Source organism: Nitrobacter vulgaris (assembly GCF_002028545.1).
GTDB lineage: Bacteria > Pseudomonadota > Alphaproteobacteria > Rhizobiales > Xanthobacteraceae > Nitrobacter > Nitrobacter vulgaris.
This window is the reverse complement of sequence record NZ_MWPQ01000003.1, coordinates 1-21237: the sequence shown is the minus strand read 5'-3', so window position 1 is coordinate 21237 and position 21237 is coordinate 1. Positions and strand designations below refer to the sequence as shown.

Annotated in this window: 28 protein-coding genes and 1 pseudogene; 19 read left to right on the top strand and 10 right to left on the bottom strand. The window is 58.9% G+C overall.

Translation table 11 applies throughout. The features are described from left to right. Positions 1-8 precede the first annotated feature (8 nt). The gene (locus B2M20_RS00800; protein ID WP_079445211.1) at positions 9-947 is read left to right on the top strand and encodes a hypothetical protein; all 939 of its coding nucleotides are present in this window, start codon (positions 9-11) and stop codon (positions 945-947) included. A 156-nt stretch (positions 948-1103) separates the two neighbouring features. On the opposite strand, the gene grpE is transcribed toward B2M20_RS00800, so the two are convergent. Both grpE and hrcA read right to left on the bottom strand, forming a co-directional pair. Continuing rightward, a complete protein-coding gene (gene grpE / locus B2M20_RS00795) occupies positions 1104-1697 on the bottom strand; it encodes a nucleotide exchange factor GrpE (protein ID WP_079445210.1) in 594 nt (197 codons plus the stop codon). 98 nt (positions 1698-1795) lie between these two features. Continuing rightward, the gene (hrcA, locus tag B2M20_RS00790) at positions 1796-2884 is read right to left on the bottom strand and encodes a heat-inducible transcriptional repressor HrcA (protein WP_079445209.1); all 1089 of its coding nucleotides are present in this window, start codon (positions 2882-2884) and stop codon (positions 1796-1798) included. Between the two features lie 172 nt (positions 2885-3056). Between hrcA and rph the strand changes: the two genes are divergently transcribed. The 3 genes from rph (at position 3057) to hemW (ending at position 5701) form a co-directional block, all read left to right on the top strand. Next, a complete protein-coding gene (gene rph, locus B2M20_RS00785; protein WP_079445208.1) occupies positions 3057-3770 on the top strand; it encodes a ribonuclease PH in 714 nt (237 codons plus the stop codon). Positions 3771-3918: 148 nt separating this feature from the next. Then, positions 3919-4554, top strand: a complete 636-nt coding sequence (rdgB, locus tag B2M20_RS00780; protein WP_079445207.1) for an RdgB/HAM1 family non-canonical purine NTP pyrophosphatase — start codon at positions 3919-3921, stop codon at positions 4552-4554. Continuing rightward, the gene (hemW, locus tag B2M20_RS00775; RefSeq protein WP_087881080.1) at positions 4541-5701 is read left to right on the top strand and encodes a radical SAM family heme chaperone HemW; all 1161 of its coding nucleotides are present in this window, start codon (positions 4541-4543) and stop codon (positions 5699-5701) included. The genes rdgB and hemW overlap by 14 nt, the downstream gene beginning before the upstream one ends. Before the next feature lie 130 nt (positions 5702-5831). Here the strand turns inward: hemW and B2M20_RS00770 are convergent, their stop codons facing one another. Beyond that, positions 5832-7052 (bottom strand): penicillin-binding protein activator, encoded by a 1221-nt coding sequence (locus tag B2M20_RS00770; protein WP_420799255.1) that lies wholly within the window; start codon positions 7050-7052, stop codon positions 5832-5834. Between the two features lie 268 nt (positions 7053-7320). Here B2M20_RS00770 and rsmI point away from each other — a divergent pair, with 268 nt between their 5' ends. From rsmI to B2M20_RS00740, 6 genes and pseudogenes are all read left to right on the top strand, one after another. Beyond that, positions 7321-8274, top strand: a complete 954-nt coding sequence (rsmI, locus tag B2M20_RS00765) for a 16S rRNA (cytidine(1402)-2'-O)-methyltransferase (RefSeq protein WP_079445206.1) — start codon at positions 7321-7323, stop codon at positions 8272-8274. Continuing rightward, entirely contained in the window at positions 8261-8668 is a 408-nt protein-coding gene (locus tag B2M20_RS00760; RefSeq protein ID WP_079445205.1) for a YraN family protein, read from the top strand. The genes rsmI and B2M20_RS00760 overlap by 14 nt, the downstream gene beginning before the upstream one ends. A gap of 49 nt (positions 8669-8717) precedes the next feature. Next, positions 8718-9659, top strand: a complete 942-nt coding sequence (gshB, locus tag B2M20_RS00755; protein WP_079445204.1) for a glutathione synthase — start codon at positions 8718-8720, stop codon at positions 9657-9659. 92 nt (positions 9660-9751) lie between these two features. Continuing rightward, a pseudogene (locus B2M20_RS00750) lies at positions 9752-10399 on the top strand (magnesium chelatase domain-containing protein); the annotation flags it as partial. Between the two features lie 60 nt (positions 10400-10459). Then, positions 10460-12205 (top strand): recombinase family protein, encoded by a 1746-nt coding sequence (locus B2M20_RS00745; protein WP_087881079.1) that lies wholly within the window; start codon positions 10460-10462, stop codon positions 12203-12205. A 409-nt stretch (positions 12206-12614) separates the two neighbouring features. Further along, positions 12615-12884, top strand: coding sequence for a hypothetical protein (locus B2M20_RS00740; RefSeq protein WP_079445201.1), 270 nt, complete (start codon positions 12615-12617; stop codon positions 12882-12884). 115 nt (positions 12885-12999) lie between these two features. Here B2M20_RS00740 and B2M20_RS00735 read toward each other — a convergent pair whose 3' ends face one another. Beyond that, positions 13000-13224, bottom strand: a complete 225-nt coding sequence (locus tag B2M20_RS00735; RefSeq protein WP_079445200.1) for a hypothetical protein — start codon at positions 13222-13224, stop codon at positions 13000-13002. A gap of 68 nt (positions 13225-13292) precedes the next feature. On the opposite strand from B2M20_RS00735, the gene B2M20_RS00730 reads away from it, so the two are divergent. The 3 genes from B2M20_RS00730 to B2M20_RS00720 all read left to right on the top strand — a co-directional run bounded on the left by B2M20_RS00730 (position 13293) and on the right by B2M20_RS00720 (position 14069). Beyond that, positions 13293-13547, top strand: coding sequence for a DUF6894 family protein (locus B2M20_RS00730; RefSeq protein WP_079445199.1), 255 nt, complete (start codon positions 13293-13295; stop codon positions 13545-13547). A gap of 27 nt (positions 13548-13574) precedes the next feature. Then, on the top strand, positions 13575-13736 hold the full coding sequence (locus B2M20_RS00725; RefSeq protein WP_079445198.1) for a RusA family crossover junction endodeoxyribonuclease: 162 nt from the start codon (positions 13575-13577) through the stop codon (positions 13734-13736). Between the two features lie 144 nt (positions 13737-13880). Beyond that, the gene (locus tag B2M20_RS00720) at positions 13881-14069 is read left to right on the top strand and encodes a hypothetical protein (protein ID WP_079445197.1); all 189 of its coding nucleotides are present in this window, start codon (positions 13881-13883) and stop codon (positions 14067-14069) included. A gap of 78 nt (positions 14070-14147) precedes the next feature. On the opposite strand, the gene B2M20_RS20490 is transcribed toward B2M20_RS00720, so the two are convergent. The 5 genes from B2M20_RS20490 to B2M20_RS19355 all read right to left on the bottom strand — a co-directional run bounded on the left by B2M20_RS20490 (position 14148) and on the right by B2M20_RS19355 (position 16424). Continuing rightward, entirely contained in the window at positions 14148-14279 is a 132-nt protein-coding gene (locus B2M20_RS20490) for a hypothetical protein (protein WP_274533922.1), read from the bottom strand. A 213-nt stretch (positions 14280-14492) separates the two neighbouring features. After that, complete coding sequence (locus B2M20_RS20485; RefSeq protein ID WP_274533921.1) at positions 14493-14624, bottom strand: hypothetical protein; 132 nt, start codon at positions 14622-14624, stop codon at positions 14493-14495. 463 nt (positions 14625-15087) lie between these two features. After that, positions 15088-15687 carry a hypothetical protein gene (locus B2M20_RS00715; protein WP_079445196.1) on the bottom strand — a complete coding sequence of 200 codons (600 nt, stop codon included), beginning with the start codon at positions 15685-15687 and terminating at the stop codon, positions 15088-15090. 201 nt (positions 15688-15888) lie between these two features. Then, positions 15889-16263, bottom strand: a complete 375-nt coding sequence (locus B2M20_RS00710; protein ID WP_210189113.1) for a DUF4870 family protein — start codon at positions 16261-16263, stop codon at positions 15889-15891. Continuing rightward, entirely contained in the window at positions 16260-16424 is a 165-nt protein-coding gene (locus tag B2M20_RS19355) for a hypothetical protein (protein ID WP_158081477.1), read from the bottom strand. The genes B2M20_RS00710 and B2M20_RS19355 overlap by 4 nt, the downstream gene beginning before the upstream one ends. A 129-nt stretch (positions 16425-16553) precedes the next feature. Here B2M20_RS19355 and B2M20_RS00705 point away from each other — a divergent pair, with 129 nt between their 5' ends. Continuing rightward, the gene (locus tag B2M20_RS00705) at positions 16554-16784 is read left to right on the top strand and encodes a helix-turn-helix domain-containing protein (protein WP_079445195.1); all 231 of its coding nucleotides are present in this window, start codon (positions 16554-16556) and stop codon (positions 16782-16784) included. Positions 16785-17000: 216 nt separating this feature from the next. Here the strand turns inward: B2M20_RS00705 and B2M20_RS00700 are convergent, their stop codons facing one another. Beyond that, positions 17001-17420, bottom strand: coding sequence for a DUF6641 family protein (locus tag B2M20_RS00700; RefSeq protein WP_173815866.1), 420 nt, complete (start codon positions 17418-17420; stop codon positions 17001-17003). A 324-nt stretch (positions 17421-17744) separates the two neighbouring features. Here B2M20_RS00700 and B2M20_RS00695 point away from each other — a divergent pair, with 324 nt between their 5' ends. The 5 genes from B2M20_RS00695 (at position 17745) to B2M20_RS00675 (ending at position 20376) form a co-directional block, all read left to right on the top strand. After that, entirely contained in the window at positions 17745-18191 is a 447-nt protein-coding gene (locus B2M20_RS00695) for a DUF2513 domain-containing protein (protein WP_079445194.1), read from the top strand. A gap of 66 nt (positions 18192-18257) precedes the next feature. Then, the gene (locus B2M20_RS18855; RefSeq protein WP_139372801.1) at positions 18258-18587 is read left to right on the top strand and encodes a hypothetical protein; all 330 of its coding nucleotides are present in this window, start codon (positions 18258-18260) and stop codon (positions 18585-18587) included. A 49-nt stretch (positions 18588-18636) separates the two neighbouring features. Next, on the top strand, positions 18637-19374 hold the full coding sequence (locus B2M20_RS00685) for a thermonuclease family protein (protein WP_079445192.1): 738 nt from the start codon (positions 18637-18639) through the stop codon (positions 19372-19374). Between the two features lie 151 nt (positions 19375-19525). Continuing rightward, entirely contained in the window at positions 19526-19786 is a 261-nt protein-coding gene (locus tag B2M20_RS00680) for a hypothetical protein (RefSeq protein WP_079445191.1), read from the top strand. A 296-nt stretch (positions 19787-20082) separates the two neighbouring features. Further along, positions 20083-20376 carry a PepSY domain-containing protein gene (locus tag B2M20_RS00675; protein WP_079445190.1) on the top strand — a complete coding sequence of 98 codons (294 nt, stop codon included), beginning with the start codon at positions 20083-20085 and terminating at the stop codon, positions 20374-20376. Positions 20377-21237 lie beyond the last annotated feature (861 nt).

Here is a 21237-nt window from a genome sequence, read left to right as displayed (position 1 = left end):
AAGCGCGCATGAGACACCTTCTGCACGTATTGATCGCTCTTTGCATATTGAGCAGCGCAAATTCGGCCCTCGCCGACGACGTGGTCTATGCGCCGGGCAGCCGGATCGGGCTGGTTCCGCTGATAGGTCTGACCCCGGCAAAGACATTTCCGGGTTTCGAAACCGCGGATCAGCGGGTCAAGGTCATCGTCGCCGAACTCCCCGTCACCGCCTTCAGAGACGTGGAAAACGTCGCCAAATCGAACGTGGCCGACCCTCGAGGCCAGAAGCCACAAGGCCTCGAGACGGCGAGCGGACAGGGTTATTTCATCGTCGAGGCGGCCAAGAACGGCGACGACAATGTCCGGCGCTATTCAATGGTAATTTCGGGCGGCACATTTTCCGGATACGTCGCAGCGCAGGTGCCAGAGAACGTCGGAAAGATCTATTCCGATGAAGCGGTGCGAAAGATGTTCGCAACGGTCGCCTTGCGCAAGGACGTACCGGTCGAGGAGCAACTCGGCCTGCTGCCCTTCAAGCTGAGCGAATTGAGCTCCTTCAAATTGATCCGCACGCTGGCACCAGGAGCAGTTATCCTGCTTTCCGACGCAGAAGCAGAAAACGACATCGACAGCAAAGCCTTTATGATTATCAGCCCGATCGGTTCGGTCCCTGAACGACCGGACGACCGGGACAGATTTGCGCGCGACATCGCGGCCACGATCCCGAACCTGCGTGAGGGACGTATCACCATGTCGGAGTCGATGCGGATCAACGGATCGCCCGGTTTTGAAACGCGGATCGACGGCACGAACACACGAACGAATACGCCAGTGACGGTCGTGCAGTGGCTGGTGTTTGGCAGCGGAAAAACGGCAATGCGTCTGATCGGAAGTACGCCGCGGGATGGGTGGTCTGAAGCTTTTTCGCGCTTCCGCGCGGTTCGTGACGGTATCCGGCCGCGCTAGTGGAGTGAATTTGACATTCGCGACCCACCTAGCCGCGCGTCCCGGGCGTGAATGTCGAATTCAAAACTCGACCAGCAACCAATATCGGCCAGTGGTGTTTGATTCTCGCATTCAAGCCCGAGGACATAATATTGGTAAGCCCGCGAACGGGCGGATTCATTCGGACGCGGCTGCCTTGGCTCCGCCCTTCGCAACACCTACCAGCGCCGGACGCAACACCCGCTCGCCGATCATGTAGCCGGCCTGAATGACCTGCGCGACCGTGCCGACGGGGATGGACGAATCGGGAACTTCGTACATGGCCTGATGGACGTTGGGATCGAATTTTTCACCAGCCGGATCGAACCGCTTCACACCGTGTTTTTCCAGCGCGTTGTGCAGCGAGCGTTCGGTCAACTCCACGCCCTCGATCAGGGCTTTGAGTCCGGGGTCGGCGGCCGCGCGTGCCTCGGCGGACACCGCATCAAGCGCGCGTTGCAGATTGTCGGCAATATCCAGCACGTCGCGAGCGAACCCCGAGATGCCGTAGGTCCGCGCGTCCGACACCTCTCGCGCGGTGCGCTTGCGCAGGTTTTCCATCTCCGCCAACGTGCGCAGCATCCGGTCCTTGGCGTCCGCGACCTCCTTGGTCAGCGCTTCAACCGCCCCCTCCTCAGGATCGTCGGGCATAATGTAAGGCTTGGATACCACTGGCTCGGCCTCCGGAGCCGGATCGCCGGAATTGTTTGATTTGCCGTCGGAATCGGTCATTACACAGCCTTCTTGCACATGGTCTCGAATTAAAAGGGATGGTCGTGCGGGATATCGTGCTTCAGGCGTAAAAATCAAGCGCAGGGCGGCGGGCGGGCTCAGCCGCCGAGCATCTGGCTGACAATGCGGGCCGCGTAATCCACCATCGGGATCACGCGCGCGTAGTTCAGCCGGGTCGGTCCGATCACTCCGAGAACGCCGACGATGTGGCCGGCGCCGTCGCTGTAGGGCGCGATGATCGTCGAGGATCCGGACAGCGAGAACAGCTTGTTCTCCGAACCGATAAAGATCCTTACGCCGTCGGCGCGTTCGGCGCGGCCAAGCAGATCGATCACGCCGCGCTTGGTTTCGAGGTCGTCGAACAGCAGCCGCACGCGCTCAAGGTCCTCCATCGCATGCAAATCTCCGAGCAGGTTGGCATGGCCGCGCACGATCAATTGCCGGTCGTCGCTGTCGCCGCCAGACCAACTCGCAATTCCTGCCGCGATGATCTTTTGTGTGAGCTGGTCGAGCTCCGCCTTGCTCTGCGTCAACGCGGTTTCAAGCTCGAGCCCTGCCTCGGCCAGCGTCCGGCCGCGAATTCGAGCGTTCAGAAAGTTTGACGCCTCCGTCAGCGCCGAAGCCGGGACGCCGGAGGGGAGCGTCAGCACGCGGTTTTCGACCTGCCCGTCTTCGGCGACCAGCACGACCAACGCCTTGTCGGGCTCCAGCCTGACGAACTCGATATGCTTCAACCGTACATTGGATTTCGCCGTCAGAACCACTGCCGCCGCCCGGGTCAATCCGGACAGCCGTGTCAAGGCCTCGCCCAATGCAGCCTCGACCGATTGCGCCTTGCCCACCGACGCGAGTTGAGTCTGGATCGACTGGCGCTCCGGCTCGGTCAGATCGCCGACCTGCATCAAGGCATCGACAAAGAACCGCAGGCCGAGCTCGGTCGGCAAGCGGCCGGCTGAGGTATGCGGTGCATAAATCAGCCCGAGCTGTTCGAGGTCCGACATCACATTGCGGACCGACGCTGGCGAGAGCGGCACCGCGATGAGGCGGGAAACGTTGCGGGAACCCACCGGTTCGCCCGTTGCAAGGTAGCTTTCGACGATCTGCCGAAAAATGTCGCGCGACCGCTCGTTCAACTGGGCAAGCCCGGCGTTCGGCGCAATCAGACCGATCGGATCGTGATGGGCCAACGATATCTCCCGCGTATAATGACTGTTGCGCCTGGGACCGGATCTAGTTTGTCTCTCCGGCGCACCAGTTACAAGCAGCCTTTGGCAATCGCAGTTCTGACCCTTGCCGGTGCGGCTCCTCACCCCTAAAAGCACGGCACGACGATTTTCATAGAATAGCTGGAGGGTTCCCATGCGGCCTAGCCGCCGTGCACCGGATGAACTGCGCGCCGTGTCGCTGGAACGTGGCGTGGTCAAATACGCCGAAGGCTCCTGCATGGTGAAATTCGGGGATACCCATGTGCTGGTCACCGCGACGCTAGAGGAGCGGCTGCCGCCGTGGCTCAAGGGCCAGGGCCGGGGCTGGGTGACGGCCGAATACGGAATGCTGCCGCGCGCCACGCTGGAGCGAACCCGGCGCGAGGCCTCCGCCGGCAAGCAAGGCGGCCGGACCGTCGAAATCCAGCGCCTGATCGGCCGCTCTTTGCGTGCCGCAATCGATCTCGAGGCGCTCGGCGAACGCCAGATCACAGTCGATTGCGACGTCATTCAGGCCGATGGCGGCACGCGCACCGCATCGATTACCGGCGCATGGGTCGCGTTAGCCGACTGCGTCAACTGGATGAAGGCCCGCAACATGCTCAAGGCCAGCGTGCTTCGAGACAATGTCGCAGCGATCTCATGCGGTATCTACAATGGCACGCCCGTCCTCGATCTGGACTATGCAGAAGATTCGGAAGCCGACACCGATGCAAACTTCGTGATGACCGGCGAGGGACGCATCATCGAGGTGCAGGGAACCGCCGAGAAGACACCTTTTTCCGACGACGAATTTTTTGCGCTCATGGCGCTGGCGAAAAAAGGAGTCGCACGGCTGGTGGATTTGCAGAAAATGGCGTTGGCGTGATTCGTTCTGCGAGCGCTCCGTGGGATGCTCCTCCAATAGCGTTTTCGAGCAGAGTGGGTAGCGGTTCGCGTCAAGAAACTGCGTCAACACAAGAAACCGGAGCCTGACTTTGAATTCCGTCAAAGTCGAAATGGCTCTAGGATCGGCCATGAATCGTCGGATCGCCGGCAAGCTCGTGATCGCCACCCACAATCCCGGCAAGCTCGCCGAGATGCGCGAGCTACTTGCGCCGTATGGCGTCGAGGCAATCTCCGCAGGCGAGCTCGGTCTCAGCGAGCCTGAGGAAACAGGCGATGATTTCCGCGCCAATGCTCGGATCAAGGCGACCGCTGCGGCCCTGAGCGCAAAGCTTCCGGCTTTTGCCGACGATTCCGGCCTCGTGGTCGACGCACTTGACGGTGCGCCGGGCATCTATTCCGCGCGCTGGGCCGGCGAGACCAAGGATTTCTCCGTTGCGATGACGCGGATCGAGCGCCTGCTGCAGGAGCGCGGCGCGACGAGCGCGGACAAGCGCAAGGCTCACTTCGTTTCGGCGCTCTGCGTCGCGTGGCCGGACGGCCATCTCCAGGAAGTCGAAGGACGAGTCGACGGCACGCTGGTATGGCCGCCGCGGGGCACGGCCGGATTTGGCTATGATCCTGCGTTCCTCCCGGACGGACATACGCGCACCTTCGGCGAGATGACGGGCATTGAAAAGCACGGGCTTCCGCCGCGCGGCCTTGGCCTGTCGCATCGCGCCCGCGCGTTCGTGAAGCTGGCGGAGATTGCTCTTGATCGGCGCTGATCCGACCACTGCCTTCGGCATCTATGTGCACTGGCCGTTTTGCCTGTCGAAATGCCCGTATTGCGATTTCAACAGTCATGTCCGCCACGCGCCGATCGATGAAGAGCGCTTCGTTCGTGCTTTCAAGCGCGAGATCGAGACCACCGCCGCACGCGCGCGCGGCCGGGAGGTGTCCTCCATTTTCTTCGGCGGTGGTACCCCGTCCTTGATGCGGCCGCAGACCGTTGGCGCGATCCTCGACGCAATCGGAAAATATTGGGGCGTCGCTGATAACGTCGAGGTCACGCTGGAAGCCAATCCGACCAGCGTCGAGGCCACGCGATTCCGCGGCTATCGCGCAGCGGGCGTCAACCGCGTGTCGCTCGGCGTGCAGGCGCTCGACGATTCCTCGCTAAAGGCTCTCGGACGCCTGCATACCGCACACGAGGCGCTGGAAGCAGTGGCGATCGCACGCTCCGTCTTCGATCGCTATTCCTTCGATCTGATTTACGCGCGACCCGGCCAGACGCCAGCGATGTGGACCGAGGAACTGCGGCAGGCGATCTCGGAAGCGGCGGAGCATCTGTCGCTCTACCAGTTGACTATCGAGGAGGGTACGCCGTTTTTCGACCTGCACGCAGCCGGAAAACTCAGGCCCCCCGACGAAGCGATTGCACGCGCGCTGTACGACGTCACGCAGGACGTTTGCACGCGTCACGGCCTGCCAGCCTACGAGATCTCGAATCATGCGCTGCCCGGCGCGGAATGCCGGCACAACCTGCTTTACTGGCGCGGCCAGGAATATGCGGGAATCGGACCCGGAGCGCACGGTCGCCTCGACATCGACGGCATCAGGCATGCCGTCGCCACGGAAAAGCGGCCGGAAGCCTGGCTCATGCGGGTCGAGGCGATCGGCAATGGAATCGTCGCCGACGATCTGCTGAACAGCGAAGAACGCGCCGACGAATTCCTGCTCATGGGACTGCGCTTGCGCGAGGGCATCGATCCGCAGCGCTACGCGGCGCTATCGGGCCGCCCTCTTGATCCGCGGCGAATCGCAATCCTCCGTGACGAAGGTGCGATCACAATCAGCACCGAGGGCCGCCTGCGCGTCACGCAGGATGGCTTTCCCCTCCTCGATGCCGTGGTGGCCGATCTCGCCGCGTAGAGCGGGAAGAGGAAAGTGTGGTGCGGTTTTCCGCCCGCATCCCGTGTCTCAAATATTTGGAACCAATCACGTCATGATTTTGGATCGAATCGATCCAAAATCATCGTGATCTGACGACGCGGGCTACAGATCAGGCGCCAAAACTTTTTGGCGAACCTGCCGCCGGTTGGCCGCCGCCGGATGCGACTCGCATGACGGCGAGGCCCCGCTGGTTGGTGCCGTCGGAACGGAACCGAAACAGACCGTCGATGCCTGCGAAGCCTGACGCATTGGTCAGCGTCTCGGCCGCGAAGCGCTGCGGGCCTTGGGTGCGAGCAAGAGCCGCCACCAGCGCGACGGCGTCATAGGCAAGGGTGGCCGTACGTACCGGATCGCCGCCATACTTGGCGCGGTAGCGCCCTGCGAAGCTGCGGAAACCGGATGGATCAGGGGCGGCATAGAGGCCGCCCTGCAGCGACGCGCTGGCGAATACGCGAGGATTGTCCCACAGACCGGTACCCAGAAGCTGGACATTGCGCAGATTCGCACCCGCCGCGGCGAGCGCGTCAACGACCGAAACCACCGCATCGCCGTCATCGGCGATCAGCAGCGCATCAGCCGAGCGGAGCCACTGCGCCACCTTCCGTGCCGCACTGGCGCGATCGGCGCCATATTTCTCGAATGCGACGATACGCCCGCCGCGATGACCAACTGTCTGTTTGAAGGCCGCCTCGACGACATTGCCATACGCATTTTCGGGCACCAAGGCGGCAAACGAGCGCTTTCCGGTGCTGGTGGCATATTCGACGATCCGGTTGACGTCCGATTCAGGGAGAAAACTCAGAAGATAGACGCCCCGGCCCGCCACGCTCGAATCAGTCGAGAACGCAATCACCGACGTGCCGCGTGTCCGCGCCGCCTGAGCAACCGCCGGAACAGATGCTGCGAACAGCGGACCGAGAATGATTTCGGCTCCTTCATCGAGCGCTTGTTGCGCTCCCTGTTGCGCACGCTGCGCCGTGCCGGCTGCGTCCTTGACCAGCAATTGGACATTCGGGTTCTGAAATTCAGACAGCGCCATCTCGGCCGCGTTTTTCATCGACTGCGCCGCAACGCTCGCATTGCCTGCGGCCGACAACGGAAGGATCAAACCGACCTTGACCTGACCCGTACCGATTGTAGCTGCCTGCTGAGGCGGACCGGCTGCCTCTGGCTGCGGAGAAGAACCGGGGGAACTGGAAAAATTGTTCGTCAGCGTTTGCTGGACGCCCGAGCAGGCGCCAAGCAGAGGCGCGCCGATGACAAGGCCCAGCGCGGCTCGCCGAGTCGCTCCCTGGCGCTCAGATTTCGGTTCGAAGGGATCCTTCATCATTATCCTTGCAGTGCACCCATTCCGGACAGGTCCGGGCACAAGCCCCGCAGAATCAGCCATATTGCCGATGCCGCCAGTTAACCAAAACAAACGGATCGTGTCCGCCCCGAATTTAGCTCCATACCCAACCTTGGGTGCCGCGGAACATCGGAAAGCATGGGACGGATCCGTTCGCACGCAATCTTCGTGTTATCCGGCTCCGGCACCGAAGACGCTTCTTGACACGGGCCGAACTCATTTTCTCGAAAATGTTATAGAATGTCGCAGTATGCGTGCAAAACCCGCCTCTCTGAAATCGGACATCGAAACCCCGGGGACCCGGACCTTTTCCATAGCGGGCCATCAACTGGTTGCCCCGACGGCCGCGCCCGGTCTTCACCTGGTCGCTACGCCGATCGGTCATCTCGGAGATATCACCTTACGGGCGCTTGAGACCCTCGCAGGCGTCAATATCATCGCCTGCGAGGACACCCGCATCACCCGCCGCCTCACCGAACGCTACGCGATTACAGGCGTGCTCAAGCCTTACCACGAGCATAATGCTGCGACAGCGCGGCCGAAAATCCTGGCGCAGCTGGCACAAGGCGCCTCCATCGCCCTGGTCTCCGATGCCGGCACACCGCTGATTTCCGATCCGGGCTTCAAGCTGGTGCGTGAAGCGTGTGCCGCTGGTCATCAGGTGATCGCGGTTCCGGGACCATCTTCGGTGCTAGCGGCGCTGTCCATAGCAGCGCTGCCGACGGACCGGTTCTTCTTCGAGGGGTTTCTGCCGGCAAAAGAGGTCGCGCGCCGCACGCGCCTTGCCGAACTCGCAAGGATCGATGCCACGCTGGTCATGTTCGAGTCCGGCAGTCGTATCCGGGATTCCTTGCACGACCTCGCGGCCATCCTCGGCAATCGCGACGCCGCGATCTGCCGCGAACTGACAAAGCTGCACGAGGATATCCGCCGCGCGACCCTCACGGAGTTCGCGCAAGGAGCCGAAACGCTGGAAACGCGGGGCGAATTCGTCCTGGTCGTCGGACCACCAACGGCTGATGCAGGCACGATGTCCTCCGACCAGCTGGACGATCTGCTGCTGACGTTGTTGAAGGAGAGCAGCGTCAAAGACAGCGTGGCTCACGCGGTCGTAATCTCGGGCCTCCCCCGACGTCAAGTCTATGCCCGCGCGCTTGAGCTCGCCGGACAGATGAGGGACAGTGACAACAATGGCAGCCTGTAAGGACCGCTCCCGAAACGGCCCAGAGGCGGCGGCGCCCGAGCGCGTCGCGGCGTTTCGTACCGGTCTTTCGGCGGAAAGTCTCGCCGCAGCCTATCTGATCGCCAAGGGCTACTGGATTTTGGCACGCCGGTTTCGCACGCCTCATGGCGAGATCGATATCGTGGCCCGCCGGCGGCAACTTCTCGCTTTCGTCGAAGTCAAAGCCCGTCGCAGCCTCGACGATGCTGCCTATGCAGTGACGCAAAGACAACAACAGCGGATCATCAACGCAGCCCAAGCCTGGCTGATGGCGCACCCCGAACATGCGGCTTTCGAATTCCGCTTTGACGCCATGCTGATTGCGCCGCGACGTCTGCCGCGTCATCTGTTAGGTGCATTCGACGCCAGCACATAGCCTGACGTATTCAGACGCTTTCCGCATTGACACAACCCGGACCAACAAGATGAAACTGAAAGTCGCCGTTCAGATGGACCCGATCGCGCGCATCAACGTTCGCGGCGATTCGACCTTTGCGCTGCTGCTGGAGGCACAGCGACGCGGCCACGAAATCTCATACTACACGCCGGATAAGTTATCGCTTCGCGGCAAGGACGTGGTTGCGTCGGTCCAGCCGTTGACCGTTCGGGATCAGGAGGGCGACCATTATACGCTCGGTGAAGCGGCGCGTGCTTACCTAGAATCCTTCGACGTCGTATTGCTGCGCCAGGACCCTCCGTTCGATCTCGCCTACATCACGAGTACTCACTTGCTCGAGCGCATTCATCCGAAGACGCTCGTGGTCAACGATCCGGCAAGCGTGCGCAATGCGCCGGAAAAGCTGTTCGTGATGGATTTTCCGGAGTTGATGCCGCCGACGTTGATTTCGCGCAATCTCGATGAGATCAATTCGTTTCGTGACGAGCATGGTGCGGTGGTCATGAAGCCGCTGCATGGTCACGGCGGAGCCGCAGTGTTTCGCGTCACGCCGCAAGACATGAACTTCGGATCGCTGTTCGACATGTTCTCGGTGACGTTTCGCGAGCCGTGGGTGATCCAGCGATACCTGCCCGAGGTCAAACAGGGCGACAAGCGCATCATCCTCGTCGACGGCGAATTCGCAGGTGCTGTCAATCGCGTGCCTGCCGCTGACGATCTGCGCTCCAACATGGTGCGCGGCGGTGCGGCGCGGGCAACCGACCTCTCTCCCCGCGAGAGCGAGATTTGTAAGCGCATCGGTCCGGCGCTGCGCGAGCGCGGTCTGTTGTTTGTCGGCATTGACGTCATCGACGGCTTGCTCACCGAAATCAACGTTACCTCGCCGACCGGAATTCGGGCGCTTGCCGCGTTGGGCGGCCCGGATGTCGCCGGAAAAATCTGGGACGGGATCGAGGCGAAGCGCCAATAGGCTCACCCAGAAATCCTGCAGCCTGCGTTCCCTTAATGTTCTTGTACATCGGGGAGTTGTAAGCTAGCTTCGCCGTGGCAAAGGGGGCGGCCATGGTTCAGCGGGTATCCACCGTCGCATTTGAAGGGATCGAGGCGCGCGCGGTCGACGTGCAGGTGCAGGTCGCTCCCGGCCTGCCCGCCTTCAACATTGTGGGCTTGCCGGACAAAGCCGTGTCCGAGGCCCGGGAGCGGGTGCGGGCGGCCCTGATCGCTTCAGGTCTTGCGCTGCCGGCGAGACGAATCACCGTCAACCTGGCTCCGGCCGATCTGCCCAAGGAAGGCAGTCACTACGATCTCCCTATTGCGCTCGGCCTGATGGCGGCGATCGGAGCGATTCCCTCCGACGCGTTGTCGGGGTTTACGGTACTCGGCGAACTCGGCCTCGACGGATCGATTGCGGCGGTGGCGGGGGTTCTACCCGCTGCGATCGGTGCGAATGCGCGCGATGAAGGGCTGATCTGCCCCGCAGCCTGCGGCGCTGAGGCAGCCTGGGCGAGCCCCGACATCCAGATCGTCGCCGCCAGTTCGCTCATTCAGATCGCAAATCATTTCAAGGGAACTCAGGTTCTGTCTCGCCCGCAGCCCCGGATTCGTGAAACCCAAGGTAGCGCTCTTGATCTTCGCGACATCAAAGGGCAGGAGAGCGCCAAGCGTGCGCTCGAGATCGCAGCCGCCGGCGGACATCATCTGCTGATAATGTGTACAATTAACCGGACCTGTGGTATCCGAAGAAGTCCTCTTCGAATGTAGCCCAACCGTTTGAACTCGAAAGCATATTCTTATCTTCGGATGTCGACTGACCTTCAATTGAAGGGGGATAGTCGTCGACGTCAGCTTGAGGCGTCCCGAGAATACGCAGATCGGAATGGGCTGGATCTCGCTGACGACGCTCAACTTGAAGACATCGGCATATCAGCGTTCAAGGGGGCCAACCTCAGAGAAGGTGCCCTCGGCCGGTTCCTGGAAGCAGTCGAACAGGGTGCCGTCGCGCGAGGATCATATCTCATTGTCGAGTCTCTAGACCGAATTAGTCGGGAGCACGTCCTCGCTGCACAAGGAGTTTTCCTTCGGATTATTCAAGCTGGGATCAATCTCGTCACATTAACTGATGGTCGAGTGTATCGCGCTGGCGAGACAAATCTCGGAGACCTCGTCATATCGCTCGTCATCATGAGCACCGCACACGAGGAGTCGCTTAAGAAGAGTCAGCGGGTTGGAGCAGCTTGGAATCATAAGCGTCTCAAGGCTGCTGAAGGCACACCTATGACTCAGCGGTGCCCCGCGTGGCTTCGCCTATCGTCCGATCGAAAGGCCTATGAGATAATTCCGGCTAGGGTCGACATCGTCCATCGCATTTTCGAGGAAACAATCGCCGGCGTCGGAATGTATTCCGTTGCGAAGCGCCTCAACCAGGACCGTATACCAGCGTTCGTAGGTAAGAGCGGCTGGCATCAGTCCTACATCGCTAAAACCTTAGCGAATCGTGCGGTGCTTGGCGAATTCCAACCACACAGAAAAGTGGACGGGAAGCGCGTTCCAGACGGCGACCCGATACCAAACTACTACCCTGCGATCATGGACAGCGAGACGTATTTCCAGGCGCAAGCTGCCAAAAGTCTGCGAAGCAGTGGTGGCGCGGGGGCTGGACGGAAGGGTCCGACCTATACGAATCTTTTTTCAGGGCTGGCTAACTGTGCTCACTGCAACTATTCGATGTCGTTCGAAAACAAGGGAGCTACGCCCAAAGGTGGTACTTACCTAGTCTGTGATAACGCTCGACGCCACCTCGGCTGTGAAGCCGTGCGATGGCGTTACCAAGACTTTGAGACTTCGTTTTTTGCCTTTGTTTCTGAGCTCGATCTGGAGAGCTTGATCGATCAGGATGCCGAGGCGACCCAACGTAAACTGATCGAATCAGAGATCTCTTCGCTAGAGGGGCAGCTAGCCGACATCAAGGCGTCGATGGAGAAAACATACGCGCTGCTGGACGCTGGCAGCGCTGTGGAGTTCGTATCCGCCAAGCTTAAGGAATTGCAGCAACGCGACAATGAATGTGACACTAAGCTGATCGAGAAAAAACGAGTCCGTGATGCTTTAGCATTGCGCGCTTCAAGCTTGCGTCAAAGCAGGGCCGGGCTCACGCATCTCCTAGAGCGTCTGCAGGGGCCCTCCGGCGCTGAGCTCTACAAGCTGCGAGCGCAGATCGCCTCACGGCTGAAAAACCTTGTGCTAACGATTAGCGTGGCGACTTTGGGCGATAGGCCAAAACTTCAACGAACGATCGAGTTTCTTGAGCAGCAACCCGATTCCGAAGACGTGATATCCCATCTGAAGAAACGTCTGAATGAGGGTAAGACTGCAAGGCGGTATTTCGCGGTGGGCTTTCGAAACAATGCGGTGCGTGTCGTCTATCCACGTGATGACGACCCGCTCAAATACGAGGAGCAAATTACAGATCATCCGGGAAACGATAAGCGTTTTGCCGTGGAATACGGAGACAAATAATTCAGAACTTAGCCAGGTTCGCTAGTCCGCTTGAAACAAGCGATGGTGTTAGGAATATACACCTCGTAATCCTGCCGCATTTTTATGGGATTATATTCCCATGCAGGATGACGAGGGACTTTGCGGGATGTCTGATAACGAAAGTGGTGTCACAGGAGTTCTTGCCCAAGCGGGCACGGTTATGCGGGCATTCGGCCCCAATCGGGGCCTGTTGATCATTCTACTGGCAATATGGTCTGTCCGAGAGCGTCCTAGATTCTCGGGCCTTCTGCTTGTGGGTTTGAGCGCTACGCTTGCGGTATCGAGACATTTTTGACGTGGCCGGAACTTGCATCGGTATGGATGGAAAATCTGCCGCTCCATCGAATGCGTAGTCTGGAAGGCTCAAGCTGCCTTGGTGGGAGGAAAAATGTTACACCGCATCGTTCTGATGGCTGCGCTCGCTTACGCGACAACTACCTCAGCCCAAGAGCCAAAATCCATCAAGACAGTCAAAGTCATCCAACCTCTGAACGACACTGCGCTTTATGAAGTAAAAGACGACGGCACAGTTCTGATTGACTGGGACGAGGTCGAAGCATCTGCAGCCAGCAAGACAAATCCGATTCTATTGCCGCAGGCACAAGTGATGTTGGCGATCAGAGACGGCAAATGGAAGCCGATGAATCATGGCAAGTGAGAATCCCAGTTCAAGAGGATCGTGAAGTCATAAGAGAAGCCATTGTGCTTTCATTCGTTCAGGCAGGACAGCCGAGCGATGCTATCGGCTGCGAGCATGCTTCTAAGGCGACGGACTACCTTCGCGCCTTCTCGGAAGAGAAGCGGGAGCAAGCCGCATCACCCACGCGTACATCAAGCGGCTTGAGAACTTCATCATCAGGCTCGACTGCACGCTCTCCGACCTCGACGCCGAGCGCGCGAAGGGAAATCTGGAGCGGGACATGCCGGTACTCCGCAAGGAGGCCGACCGCATCCGATACAGCCGCAGGGTTCACGAGAAGCGCAAGCAGAATTGACATAAACACCTACAGGCCCGCGCGGCCTTGTTTCTGTTGGAACGCTGCTGCCGCTTCAGCGTTAGCGGCGTATGGCGCACTACCATTTCGATCTCATAGACGGATGCACGCTTGCCGACGAAGGCGGCCGCGATCTCGCGGATGACATCGCCGCGGCGGACGAAGCTGACAGGATGGCGTCCGAGCTCTACAAGGACCGGCCGGAGCTCAGAGGCAAGGACTACGCGATCTCCGCCACCAACCTCGAAGGCGAGGAAGTGCACAGGGCGCCGATTAACCGCAGAAGCCCTCCCTTCGCCCATTCGGGTGCTGCACTTAATCGGTGAAGACCGCCTACTCTCGGGCGAGCCGAAATCAACGCAGCACCCCGCGCGAACTGGGATAATCTCCACAAATTGAGCTGCGACGCGCTCAACAGCATCGCATATGACAACAGCCAGATACGGCAGGTGACCGTCGCGCTCGCCGACGACCAGCAGAAGCCCCGCATCAAGATCGCAGTCGCGCCGCTATGAATTGTTAGCCTCTTAGAAACGGCGGCTTGGTCGCGCACGGCGCGTGAATGCATCCCGGAAATCGTGTTGAGCAAAACCGCTGCACGGAGGAACCCTTCCAGAAGGCACCCGTTGTCCTCGCATCCCTAACGAAAGGACTTTCATATGGGCAACGACAGCAGCACGAACTTCCCCCCTGCGGGCGAGCCGAAGCAGGACCCGACGAAGACGCTCGGCAAGACTATGGAACAGCTGACCGAGGAAGCGGATAAGGAATTGGCCGAGAAGATAAAGAAGGGCGGCGACGAGAACATCAAGTACGCCAAGCCGGGAAAGAGCGACATTCTGCCGTAGAAACAGAGCTAAGAGCAGAGGAAGCCGCCATCGCCTGTGAAGGGTCTGGCGGCTTCGTTTTTGCGAAACCAGTTCAACTCACTCAGATTGCGCTACGGCAGTCCCGGCAGGCCGGTAATGCGTGCCCGTTCCGTTGTAAAAGGAGGAAAAGAGGGCCAGCAGCACGACGACCGCGCCTCCGATAACCCAGCCTTGCCTTACGCTACTCATGTTCAACCTCCGAGGGAATGCAGTCCAATACCATGCTGTGCATGGTTAGGAACAGCAACCGAGCTAGGCGTACGCTCACGCACGCGTGAGAGCAAGGACGGGCCTGAGGGTTCGCCGCCCGTCCAATCCTTCATGCAGGCAACGGGTAACATGAGTTCGATTCCGTGCGCCGTGCAATTCGGCATGACTTCATAGCCTGGTCGGCGTGGCGTTCTACGCGATCACCGCGCTCGCGGCGGCAATCACCTCATTCACCACCAACCTGTCCGGCACGCCGGCGATCGGGCAGACGCTTTGGATAGGCCGTGCTACGCTTTCAGGAGAAGCAAGCTGCGCTTTACCCATCATCAAATATTCAATGTGACTATCATCATCGGCGTCTCCGTCGTCGGCTACTGGGACACGGTCGCCGCGCCGAGGCTGATTGCGAGCAAGTGATGTTGGCGATCAGAGACGGCAAATGGAAGCCGATGATTCACACCAAATGAGGCACTCAGCTCCGATCAACAGTATCGTAACGTCAAGGGGAGCCATCGGGCTTTCATATGTTTAGACACCGCCAGCCAGAATTCACGGAGACGAACATGTGATCGGGCGCGTGAAAGGTCGCTCACCGGAGAAATAGCGCCAGCGTCTTTGTCAGTCTGAAATCGATCCTTCGACGCACTGCATTCCGAACCGTCACGGCGCAATGTATGTCCTCGGTCGTCGATGGTCACCCATAGCGATCTCCCACGGACCACTTAAACCCGAGCCGTGATTCCCGCACTTGTGCGTCTCGAAATTTGACTTCTGAAAGTAACGAAGCTCAGCGGTTGTCCAAGATCGAGACCATATATCCCCCATCCGTTCCCGGCTGAACGCTGTATCTCGTTGTCACGCCGTTTTCTCCGTCGGCCCCGAGAATGAGGTTTATGAACTGATTGTTGGTGGCCAACTGCCGAGTGCAAGTGACCCGCTCAATATTGGGATCAAATTCGAGGGCGACCGGGTCTGAAACGAACCTGACTTCTGTCGGCGGTGCCTTAGGCGTCGGGTGGTTGGCCTTATACTCGTCAATGACGCGTTGTTTAATTCGCAGCATCTCCTGACGAATTTCCTTAGCCCTGACCTGGTCGATTGTCTTAGCCCGTTGCACTTCCAGAAGTTGCGCGTAAGCTTCTTTATAGGCTGGATCACTCTGTATTTCAGCTTCCGTCAGACCAATGACAGCATCTTTCGGAAGTCCAAGTATGCTGGCGAAAGTGGTGTTAGACAACATGTCGACCCACTCCCGATGTAGTGTCCCCTCAACGTCCCTTGCCGAGCACATGGCTTGCGGCGACGTGGTGAAGGCGCCACTCAAAACAGCAGCCGATAGGCCAACGGCGACAACTGCGGCAGAAAAGATCAGAACTTTCTGGGTCATGAAGAGCCTCTATTTTTCTATGGGACTTCCGCTTGTCGCCTTGCGTGTTGCGATTTGAGGAATGAGACGTTTTCGATGGTGCGGCCGGAAAATTGCATCGGCACGCGTTAAACTACGTGATCCGCATGCCGCGTCGGCGGGTGCCTTCGATTGAACCGCCCATCGAAGTTCGGACGCCTCACGCTCTTCTAAAGGGATCTCTCAACCGAATAACCAGGATTTGGGTCTGGCAATCGGCCTGCCATCGTTCAAGACGACCATTCCCTTGATGATGCGGATGATGCTCCAAATGAGCCACCAGACCAGCACCGGGATGCCGATCAAGACGTAGGCAAGGGGCCAACCGACGACGAGATACAGAAGCCCGATCCAGAAGGTCCGAATCTGAAACCGGTAGTGGCTTCGCAGGACCTCGTCGGACGACGGTGCCTTGACGTGCGCAATGATGACCCCGACCAGCGCCGTGACGCCGTTCACGTAGCCGATGAGGTAGAGGATGTAGACGGTGAGCGCCAACCCGCGCTGGCTGACAAACGAGGTCGGCCGCTCCGCTGGCTGATCGGAAGAGTTAGTCATTTCCGCCAACGCTGCTTCTCCCACATCACCAAGTAGGCGCCCGCAACGATGATCAAGGCCGTCATCGTCCAGATGGCTCCCTTATCCGTCCAGCGATATCCCGGAAACCACAAGATCAGTGCTCCGGCCAGAACGAGTGCCGACAGTTTGTCAATTTGCATTTCAGCCTCCCTTCATCTCATCACAGACGAGATTCTACCCTCGGTCCCAGAATGAGTAACTGGCCTATCAGAAAATAATGTCTGTTTAAAGCGGTGGGTTTATAGCGGACACGGCGGTTGGCTGTCCGTATGGACTATCGCCAAGTCTTTGCCGCCAACCTGCGCCGGATCAGGCATGAGAAAGGGATTTCTCAGGAAGAGCTCGCCTATGAGGCTGAGGTCAATCGGACGTACATGAGCAAAGTGGAAAAGGGCGATACGTGGGTGGGGCTGGAAATCATGGTCAAGCTCAGCGACGCTCTTGGTGTCGAGCCAGCTGACCTATTACAACGTCCGCCGAGGCGTGGCCGTAAGCGCTAGATTCCTGCGTTGAAATCCGCGCTGCACAGGATTCACCGGCTCACAGGATTCCCGGTGACTGATCATCCGAAGATCCTTTGGCTCAACTCATCCCTCTTCAGGACACACCAGAACGTCCGGGGTCTGAAGAATGGAGAAATACCTTCTCAAGGATTTGGACGTTCCAGAAGCCCAGAAACCGGGAGTGATTGAGCCTCCCGGTTTATCAGGTGGGCTCTACTTCTTCCCGACGGCAGGTCGCGACTTGCTGGCATTTGCGAAGAGATCATCCATTTCGCCCGCGCGAACGGCTTCGATCAGGGTGTTGATCACCGTCGGCAGCTTGTCCTTCGACGGGACGGCGATTCCGGCCTTGCCCTTCTCAAACTCGATGGGCTTGGCACCGAACTTGACCGACATGATGATCTGGCCGGTGGAATCCATCTTCCACCATGGCCGGACCCTCTGCCTACGGACGACCGCCTGCTTCTGGCCGTCCACCTCAGCCATCCTCTGGACAGTACGGACATATCCGGGATCTTGAAGAAGAAGCTTCTGCTCCTCCAGCTTTTCAATGAATTTAGCCCTCCGGATATGGACCGGATCACTGGCGGACTTGGGCATTGCGGTGAAGGAAAGGGACTTCAGGACTGGCATTGGGTTCTCCATGCTTGGATCAAACCCAGCCCGTTTTAACATCGCGCCCGTGCTTGTAACTGGCCCGCACCTGGCTTTTTAATCATGGGGTCGAGGGTTCGAGTCCCTCCGCGCTCACCAACAAAATCAATAACTTAAACTCATATCACCGCAATCCGGAAATGCCTCGTGTAGGCATTATGTTGGCAAAGCCATTATCGAATAGGGCAGCACGGCCCGGCGGCCCTTCGCCACCACTTCCAGCCGTCAGCATCGCCGCGCGGATTTGCGGTCAAGGGCGCGTTGCTATGATGGTAACGGTCGATAATTTGACGGAGGGCGTTGATGCGTTGGAATCGAGACTTGCTGCGCCGTATCCTTCTAAAGGTCGAGGCCTTACCATCGGGCGGGCCGCATGACCTGACGATCGATGATGAAGGCCCCCAAGATGTGGTCGACCATCTGGGCTTGGCAGAGCAACAAAAGCTGATCCACGCACTTGTTCATAGAGCGGGCGGCAGAGCAGATCGCGTCGTCGTTCACAGCCTGACTCCAGCTGGACATGACTGGCTGGAAAAGGAAGACAAGCAAATCGACATTCCTGGCGCAGCCGTTAGAGCAATGGCCGGTGGCGAGGAATCGGCAAGCGATGCTTGGGTTAATCTCGCCAACGAAAACGGCGCGCGGCTCTTAACGGAAGACGGCCAAGCCATTTTGGTCGAGAAACCCGACGGGGCGCACATTGACGGTCACGTGGTCCCCACGCGGACGTCATCATCCGGACGGTCTTAGGCAACCAGATTCAGGCGCAGCTCACCGCTGTGGCGCTGCTCACCGCAATCGAGTTGAAGATCAAGCTTGCTGCGCGAGAGCGGTTCAAATTCTGAAATCGACGAATTCAGCAATCTGAAGCATCGCGTCGAAGAATTCCTGGCTGCGAATGCGAAGCGAGACGGAGAGCCGATCGCGAAGGCGCTTTCGATCGCAGATGGACTTCGCCACTTCTGGGAGGAAAAACACGTCAGCATCTGCGAGAAAACGCTCGACATGACGCTGTGGGGCGCCGGCCTCGCCTTTTGCAGCGCGGCCGGAGTGTTGACGGTTCCGACCGCCATAGCAGTGGCCGCTCCGTCATCAAGTGGGACAACCGCGAACAGCAAAAGCTTCTTCATAACGATACAGCCATGATATTTAAGGCTACAAGAGAGTGAGAAACGCACCTACCCAGGCGGTACCAATGTTCACCCTCTCACGCACTGTCGCCGCCACTACTTTTGTTGGATTGCTCTGTTTAGCCGGCCTCGTAGCTCACGCTGAGACCATCTCAGGCGAGCCGCGCATTATCGACGGCGATACCGTTGATATTGGAGAGAAAAAGATCCGGCTGCAGAGTATCGATGCCCCAGAATCGGACCAACTGTGTCTGGATGCCGAAGGTAAGAAATGGGCATGTGGCATCGCCGCGCGTGATGCTCTCTCGGACTTCTCCAACAACCGGCCGTGGTCCTGCGAAGTATCTGGCAAGGAAAGCTATGATCGTTCGCTCGCTTTTTGCTCCATCGCCGGCCATGACATCAATCAGTGGATGGTCCAGCACGGATGGGCACTCGCATCCGTTAGGGATTCCAACCGCTATGTCGCTGATGAATCATGGTCCCGCGAGATACACGCCGGACTTTGGTCTGGCGCGTTTATTGCCCCATGGGACTGGCGATCCCGGAGCAAACAGACCGTCATTCTCGGCTCCGTCTCAGTGCCCGCGACTGCTCAAAAGCTCTTGCTGGAAGGAATGTCGTCACAGGAAGCTCCCGATCCGGCATGCACCATTAAGGCCGGCGTGCACGACGGCGAATGCATCTATCACATCGTGGGTGATCGCTGGTATGCGGACATGAACATGGCTAAGCCGGATCACAGATGGTTTTGTTCTGAGAAAGAAGCCGAAGCCGCGGGATGCAGGGCACCGAAGCGTTAAAGACCCCATTCGAACGATGGCCATGACCGATACGGTCGCTAGTGGTTCATCTGCCGTTTCTGCATTTGGGGACGGTCGTCTTCGTCGCCATTTACATCTGAGTTGGTCGACGCCGTCGCCCCAGACGTCGCCGCGACAAAAGGAGGGTTTGATGAACAAGCGTAAGAACTTGTCTCACATCCGAACACTGATAAAGGCGCGTGGGCAGGAAGTCCCCTCTCGACAGGGGGATAAAGAGCCTTCCCTCGATCCCAGGGAAGCCTTGGTGGATATCCGAACACTGGCCCGTGTTGCCATAAAGAGTGAGGACACCGCCGTCATGAAGCGCGATTTAGAGATAATCCTGGCGATCGTCGATAAGGCATTGCCGAGTGGGCCAGAAAACCCCTCCGAAGCGATCTTTGGAGCGTAACTCCAAGAAAACCCCACCGGAGCGCGCGCTGAAGGCGAAGCGATAGGAACGCCTTCTGCTCCGCGCATTGGGTCGGAGGAACGGGCTCATGCCTGACGTATGATCACCGTTTCGATTAGACCCGCCGCGATACCCATCCCGGCGGGCCTTTTTGCGGATCAGAAGCAGAACTGTCCGAGCAGACCGGCCCCCCTCGACCCGGTTGAAGCGATGAATGCGGAACGGTCTTCCGCCACATGCGTTTTGCTGAGATGTGTCAACAACGTCTAATGTCTGAACGCGCTTGGAGAACGATCATGCGAAAAAATCTGTTTCCCGCCGCCGCCTTAGCCATGATCGGATTCACTGTTCCCGCGTCGGCAGCCGACGTCGGCTACGTTCAGGAACCGGTGACCGAGAGCTACACCCAGGCGGGACCACTGCCGCTTCAGGCGGCAGTCGATATCGCCAACGGTATCGGACTGGTTTCCGTGTCAAACACGAACAAATGGGGCAACGAGTGGCAGGTCGAGGGCTATGACGTTGCCGGAAGCTATATGGAAGTAGATGTGGATGCGCGCACCGGCGCGATCGTAAACGTCAATAGGTGACGTCGGTCGCAGGCGCCCAAGCCAGGCCGACGAGGCGGCCGAATCGATCGATTAGCAAGGTCGAAAGAGCCTCTAGCTCCCGGAATAGAAAACCCCGCCGGAGCGGGGTTGAGTTTGCAAGTAAGCGCGCCGTCGACGTGATTGTTCAGACGGCGCCAAACACCAACGACCCGCAGAGGTGGAAGCTTTGGACAAAACATGGCTCGACTTTGGCGCTCTGCCATGGTTTTCTGTCTGATGGGCCAACTCCTCAAAACAACCAACTGTCCTATCTGCCGGAAGCCAATGACCATGGCATTGCCGCCAGGCGGCAAAGGTCCGCGTGTTCTCACGTGCGTCGACTGCGACTGGCTACGGGACGAGACGGCGAAGAGCTGGCTTTCTGGTGATTTGGGTCGCGATCCGCCGAAGACATAGATCGACGCAGAACGGACCACCGACTACTGACAGACGCCTCTGTGGTGCGGAAGAGTTTGGCGATTACAGAAGTGGGCTTCCGAGTTTCTTTCAACAAGGCAAGTTCTCGATCGTCAGTTGATGTCCATTGCCGTGCCATGTTCGGCAACGTGAGCCGAACATGGAAGTTCAATCCGCGCTGTAAAATGGCGGCACTTCCACGAGCGTACCAATCACCCGGAGCAGTGCCTGCTGTTCAGGGCCTTTTCCACTCCTGAGGAATTCTCCCAACTCAATATGCGACAACCGTCCGCCGGAGGGAGAGTTGGGCTGATTGTCAATCGGCTCGCAAATTTGACCCCGTATTGGAGTGGGCCCCTGGTGCTGGACAGAATCAGACTGCTGATTTGACCATGGGCCGGATATGTTGCTCCTCGAACTGCACGGGGCTGATGTAGCCGAGCG

Coding starts and splice junctions, on each gene's coding strand:
- B2M20_RS00770 (WP_420799255.1), bottom strand. CDS start 7,052: ATGATGAAGGATCCCTTCGAACCGAAATCTGAGCGCCAGGGAGCGACT.
- B2M20_RS00715 (WP_079445196.1), bottom strand. CDS start 15,687: ATGACCCAGAAAGTTCTGATCTTTTCTGCCGCAGTTGTCGCCGTTGGC.
- B2M20_RS20490 (WP_274533922.1), bottom strand. CDS start 14,279: ATGAGTAGCGTAAGGCAAGGCTGGGTTATCGGAGGCGCGGTCGTCGTG.
- B2M20_RS00700 (WP_173815866.1), bottom strand. CDS start 17,420: ATGCCAGTCCTGAAGTCCCTTTCCTTCACCGCAATGCCCAAGTCCGCC.
- B2M20_RS00685 (WP_079445192.1), top strand. CDS start 18,637: ATGTTCACCCTCTCACGCACTGTCGCCGCCACTACTTTTGTTGGATTG.
- B2M20_RS19355 (WP_158081477.1), bottom strand. CDS start 16,424: ATGCAAATTGACAAACTGTCGGCACTCGTTCTGGCCGGAGCACTGATC.
- B2M20_RS00680 (WP_079445191.1), top strand. CDS start 19,526: ATGAACAAGCGTAAGAACTTGTCTCACATCCGAACACTGATAAAGGCG.
- rph (WP_079445208.1), top strand. CDS start 3,057: ATGCGGCCTAGCCGCCGTGCACCGGATGAACTGCGCGCCGTGTCGCTG.
- rsmI (WP_079445206.1), top strand. CDS start 7,321: ATGCGTGCAAAACCCGCCTCTCTGAAATCGGACATCGAAACCCCGGGG.
- B2M20_RS00675 (WP_079445190.1), top strand. CDS start 20,083: ATGCGAAAAAATCTGTTTCCCGCCGCCGCCTTAGCCATGATCGGATTC.
- rdgB (WP_079445207.1), top strand. CDS start 3,919: ATGAATCGTCGGATCGCCGGCAAGCTCGTGATCGCCACCCACAATCCC.
- grpE (WP_079445210.1), bottom strand. CDS start 1,697: ATGACCGATTCCGACGGCAAATCAAACAATTCCGGCGATCCGGCTCCG.
- B2M20_RS00730 (WP_079445199.1), top strand. CDS start 13,293: ATGGCGCACTACCATTTCGATCTCATAGACGGATGCACGCTTGCCGAC.
- B2M20_RS00800 (WP_079445211.1), top strand. CDS start 9: ATGAGACACCTTCTGCACGTATTGATCGCTCTTTGCATATTGAGCAGC.
- B2M20_RS00720 (WP_079445197.1), top strand. CDS start 13,881: ATGGGCAACGACAGCAGCACGAACTTCCCCCCTGCGGGCGAGCCGAAG.
- B2M20_RS00760 (WP_079445205.1), top strand. CDS start 8,261: ATGGCAGCCTGTAAGGACCGCTCCCGAAACGGCCCAGAGGCGGCGGCG.
- B2M20_RS00710 (WP_210189113.1), bottom strand. CDS start 16,263: ATGACTAACTCTTCCGATCAGCCAGCGGAGCGGCCGACCTCGTTTGTC.
- gshB (WP_079445204.1), top strand. CDS start 8,718: ATGAAACTGAAAGTCGCCGTTCAGATGGACCCGATCGCGCGCATCAAC.
- B2M20_RS00705 (WP_079445195.1), top strand. CDS start 16,554: ATGGACTATCGCCAAGTCTTTGCCGCCAACCTGCGCCGGATCAGGCAT.
- B2M20_RS00735 (WP_079445200.1), bottom strand. CDS start 13,224: ATGTCAATTCTGCTTGCGCTTCTCGTGAACCCTGCGGCTGTATCGGAT.
- B2M20_RS00695 (WP_079445194.1), top strand. CDS start 17,745: ATGCGTTGGAATCGAGACTTGCTGCGCCGTATCCTTCTAAAGGTCGAG.
- B2M20_RS00740 (WP_079445201.1), top strand. CDS start 12,615: ATGTTACACCGCATCGTTCTGATGGCTGCGCTCGCTTACGCGACAACT.
- B2M20_RS20485 (WP_274533921.1), bottom strand. CDS start 14,624: ATGGGTAAAGCGCAGCTTGCTTCTCCTGAAAGCGTAGCACGGCCTATC.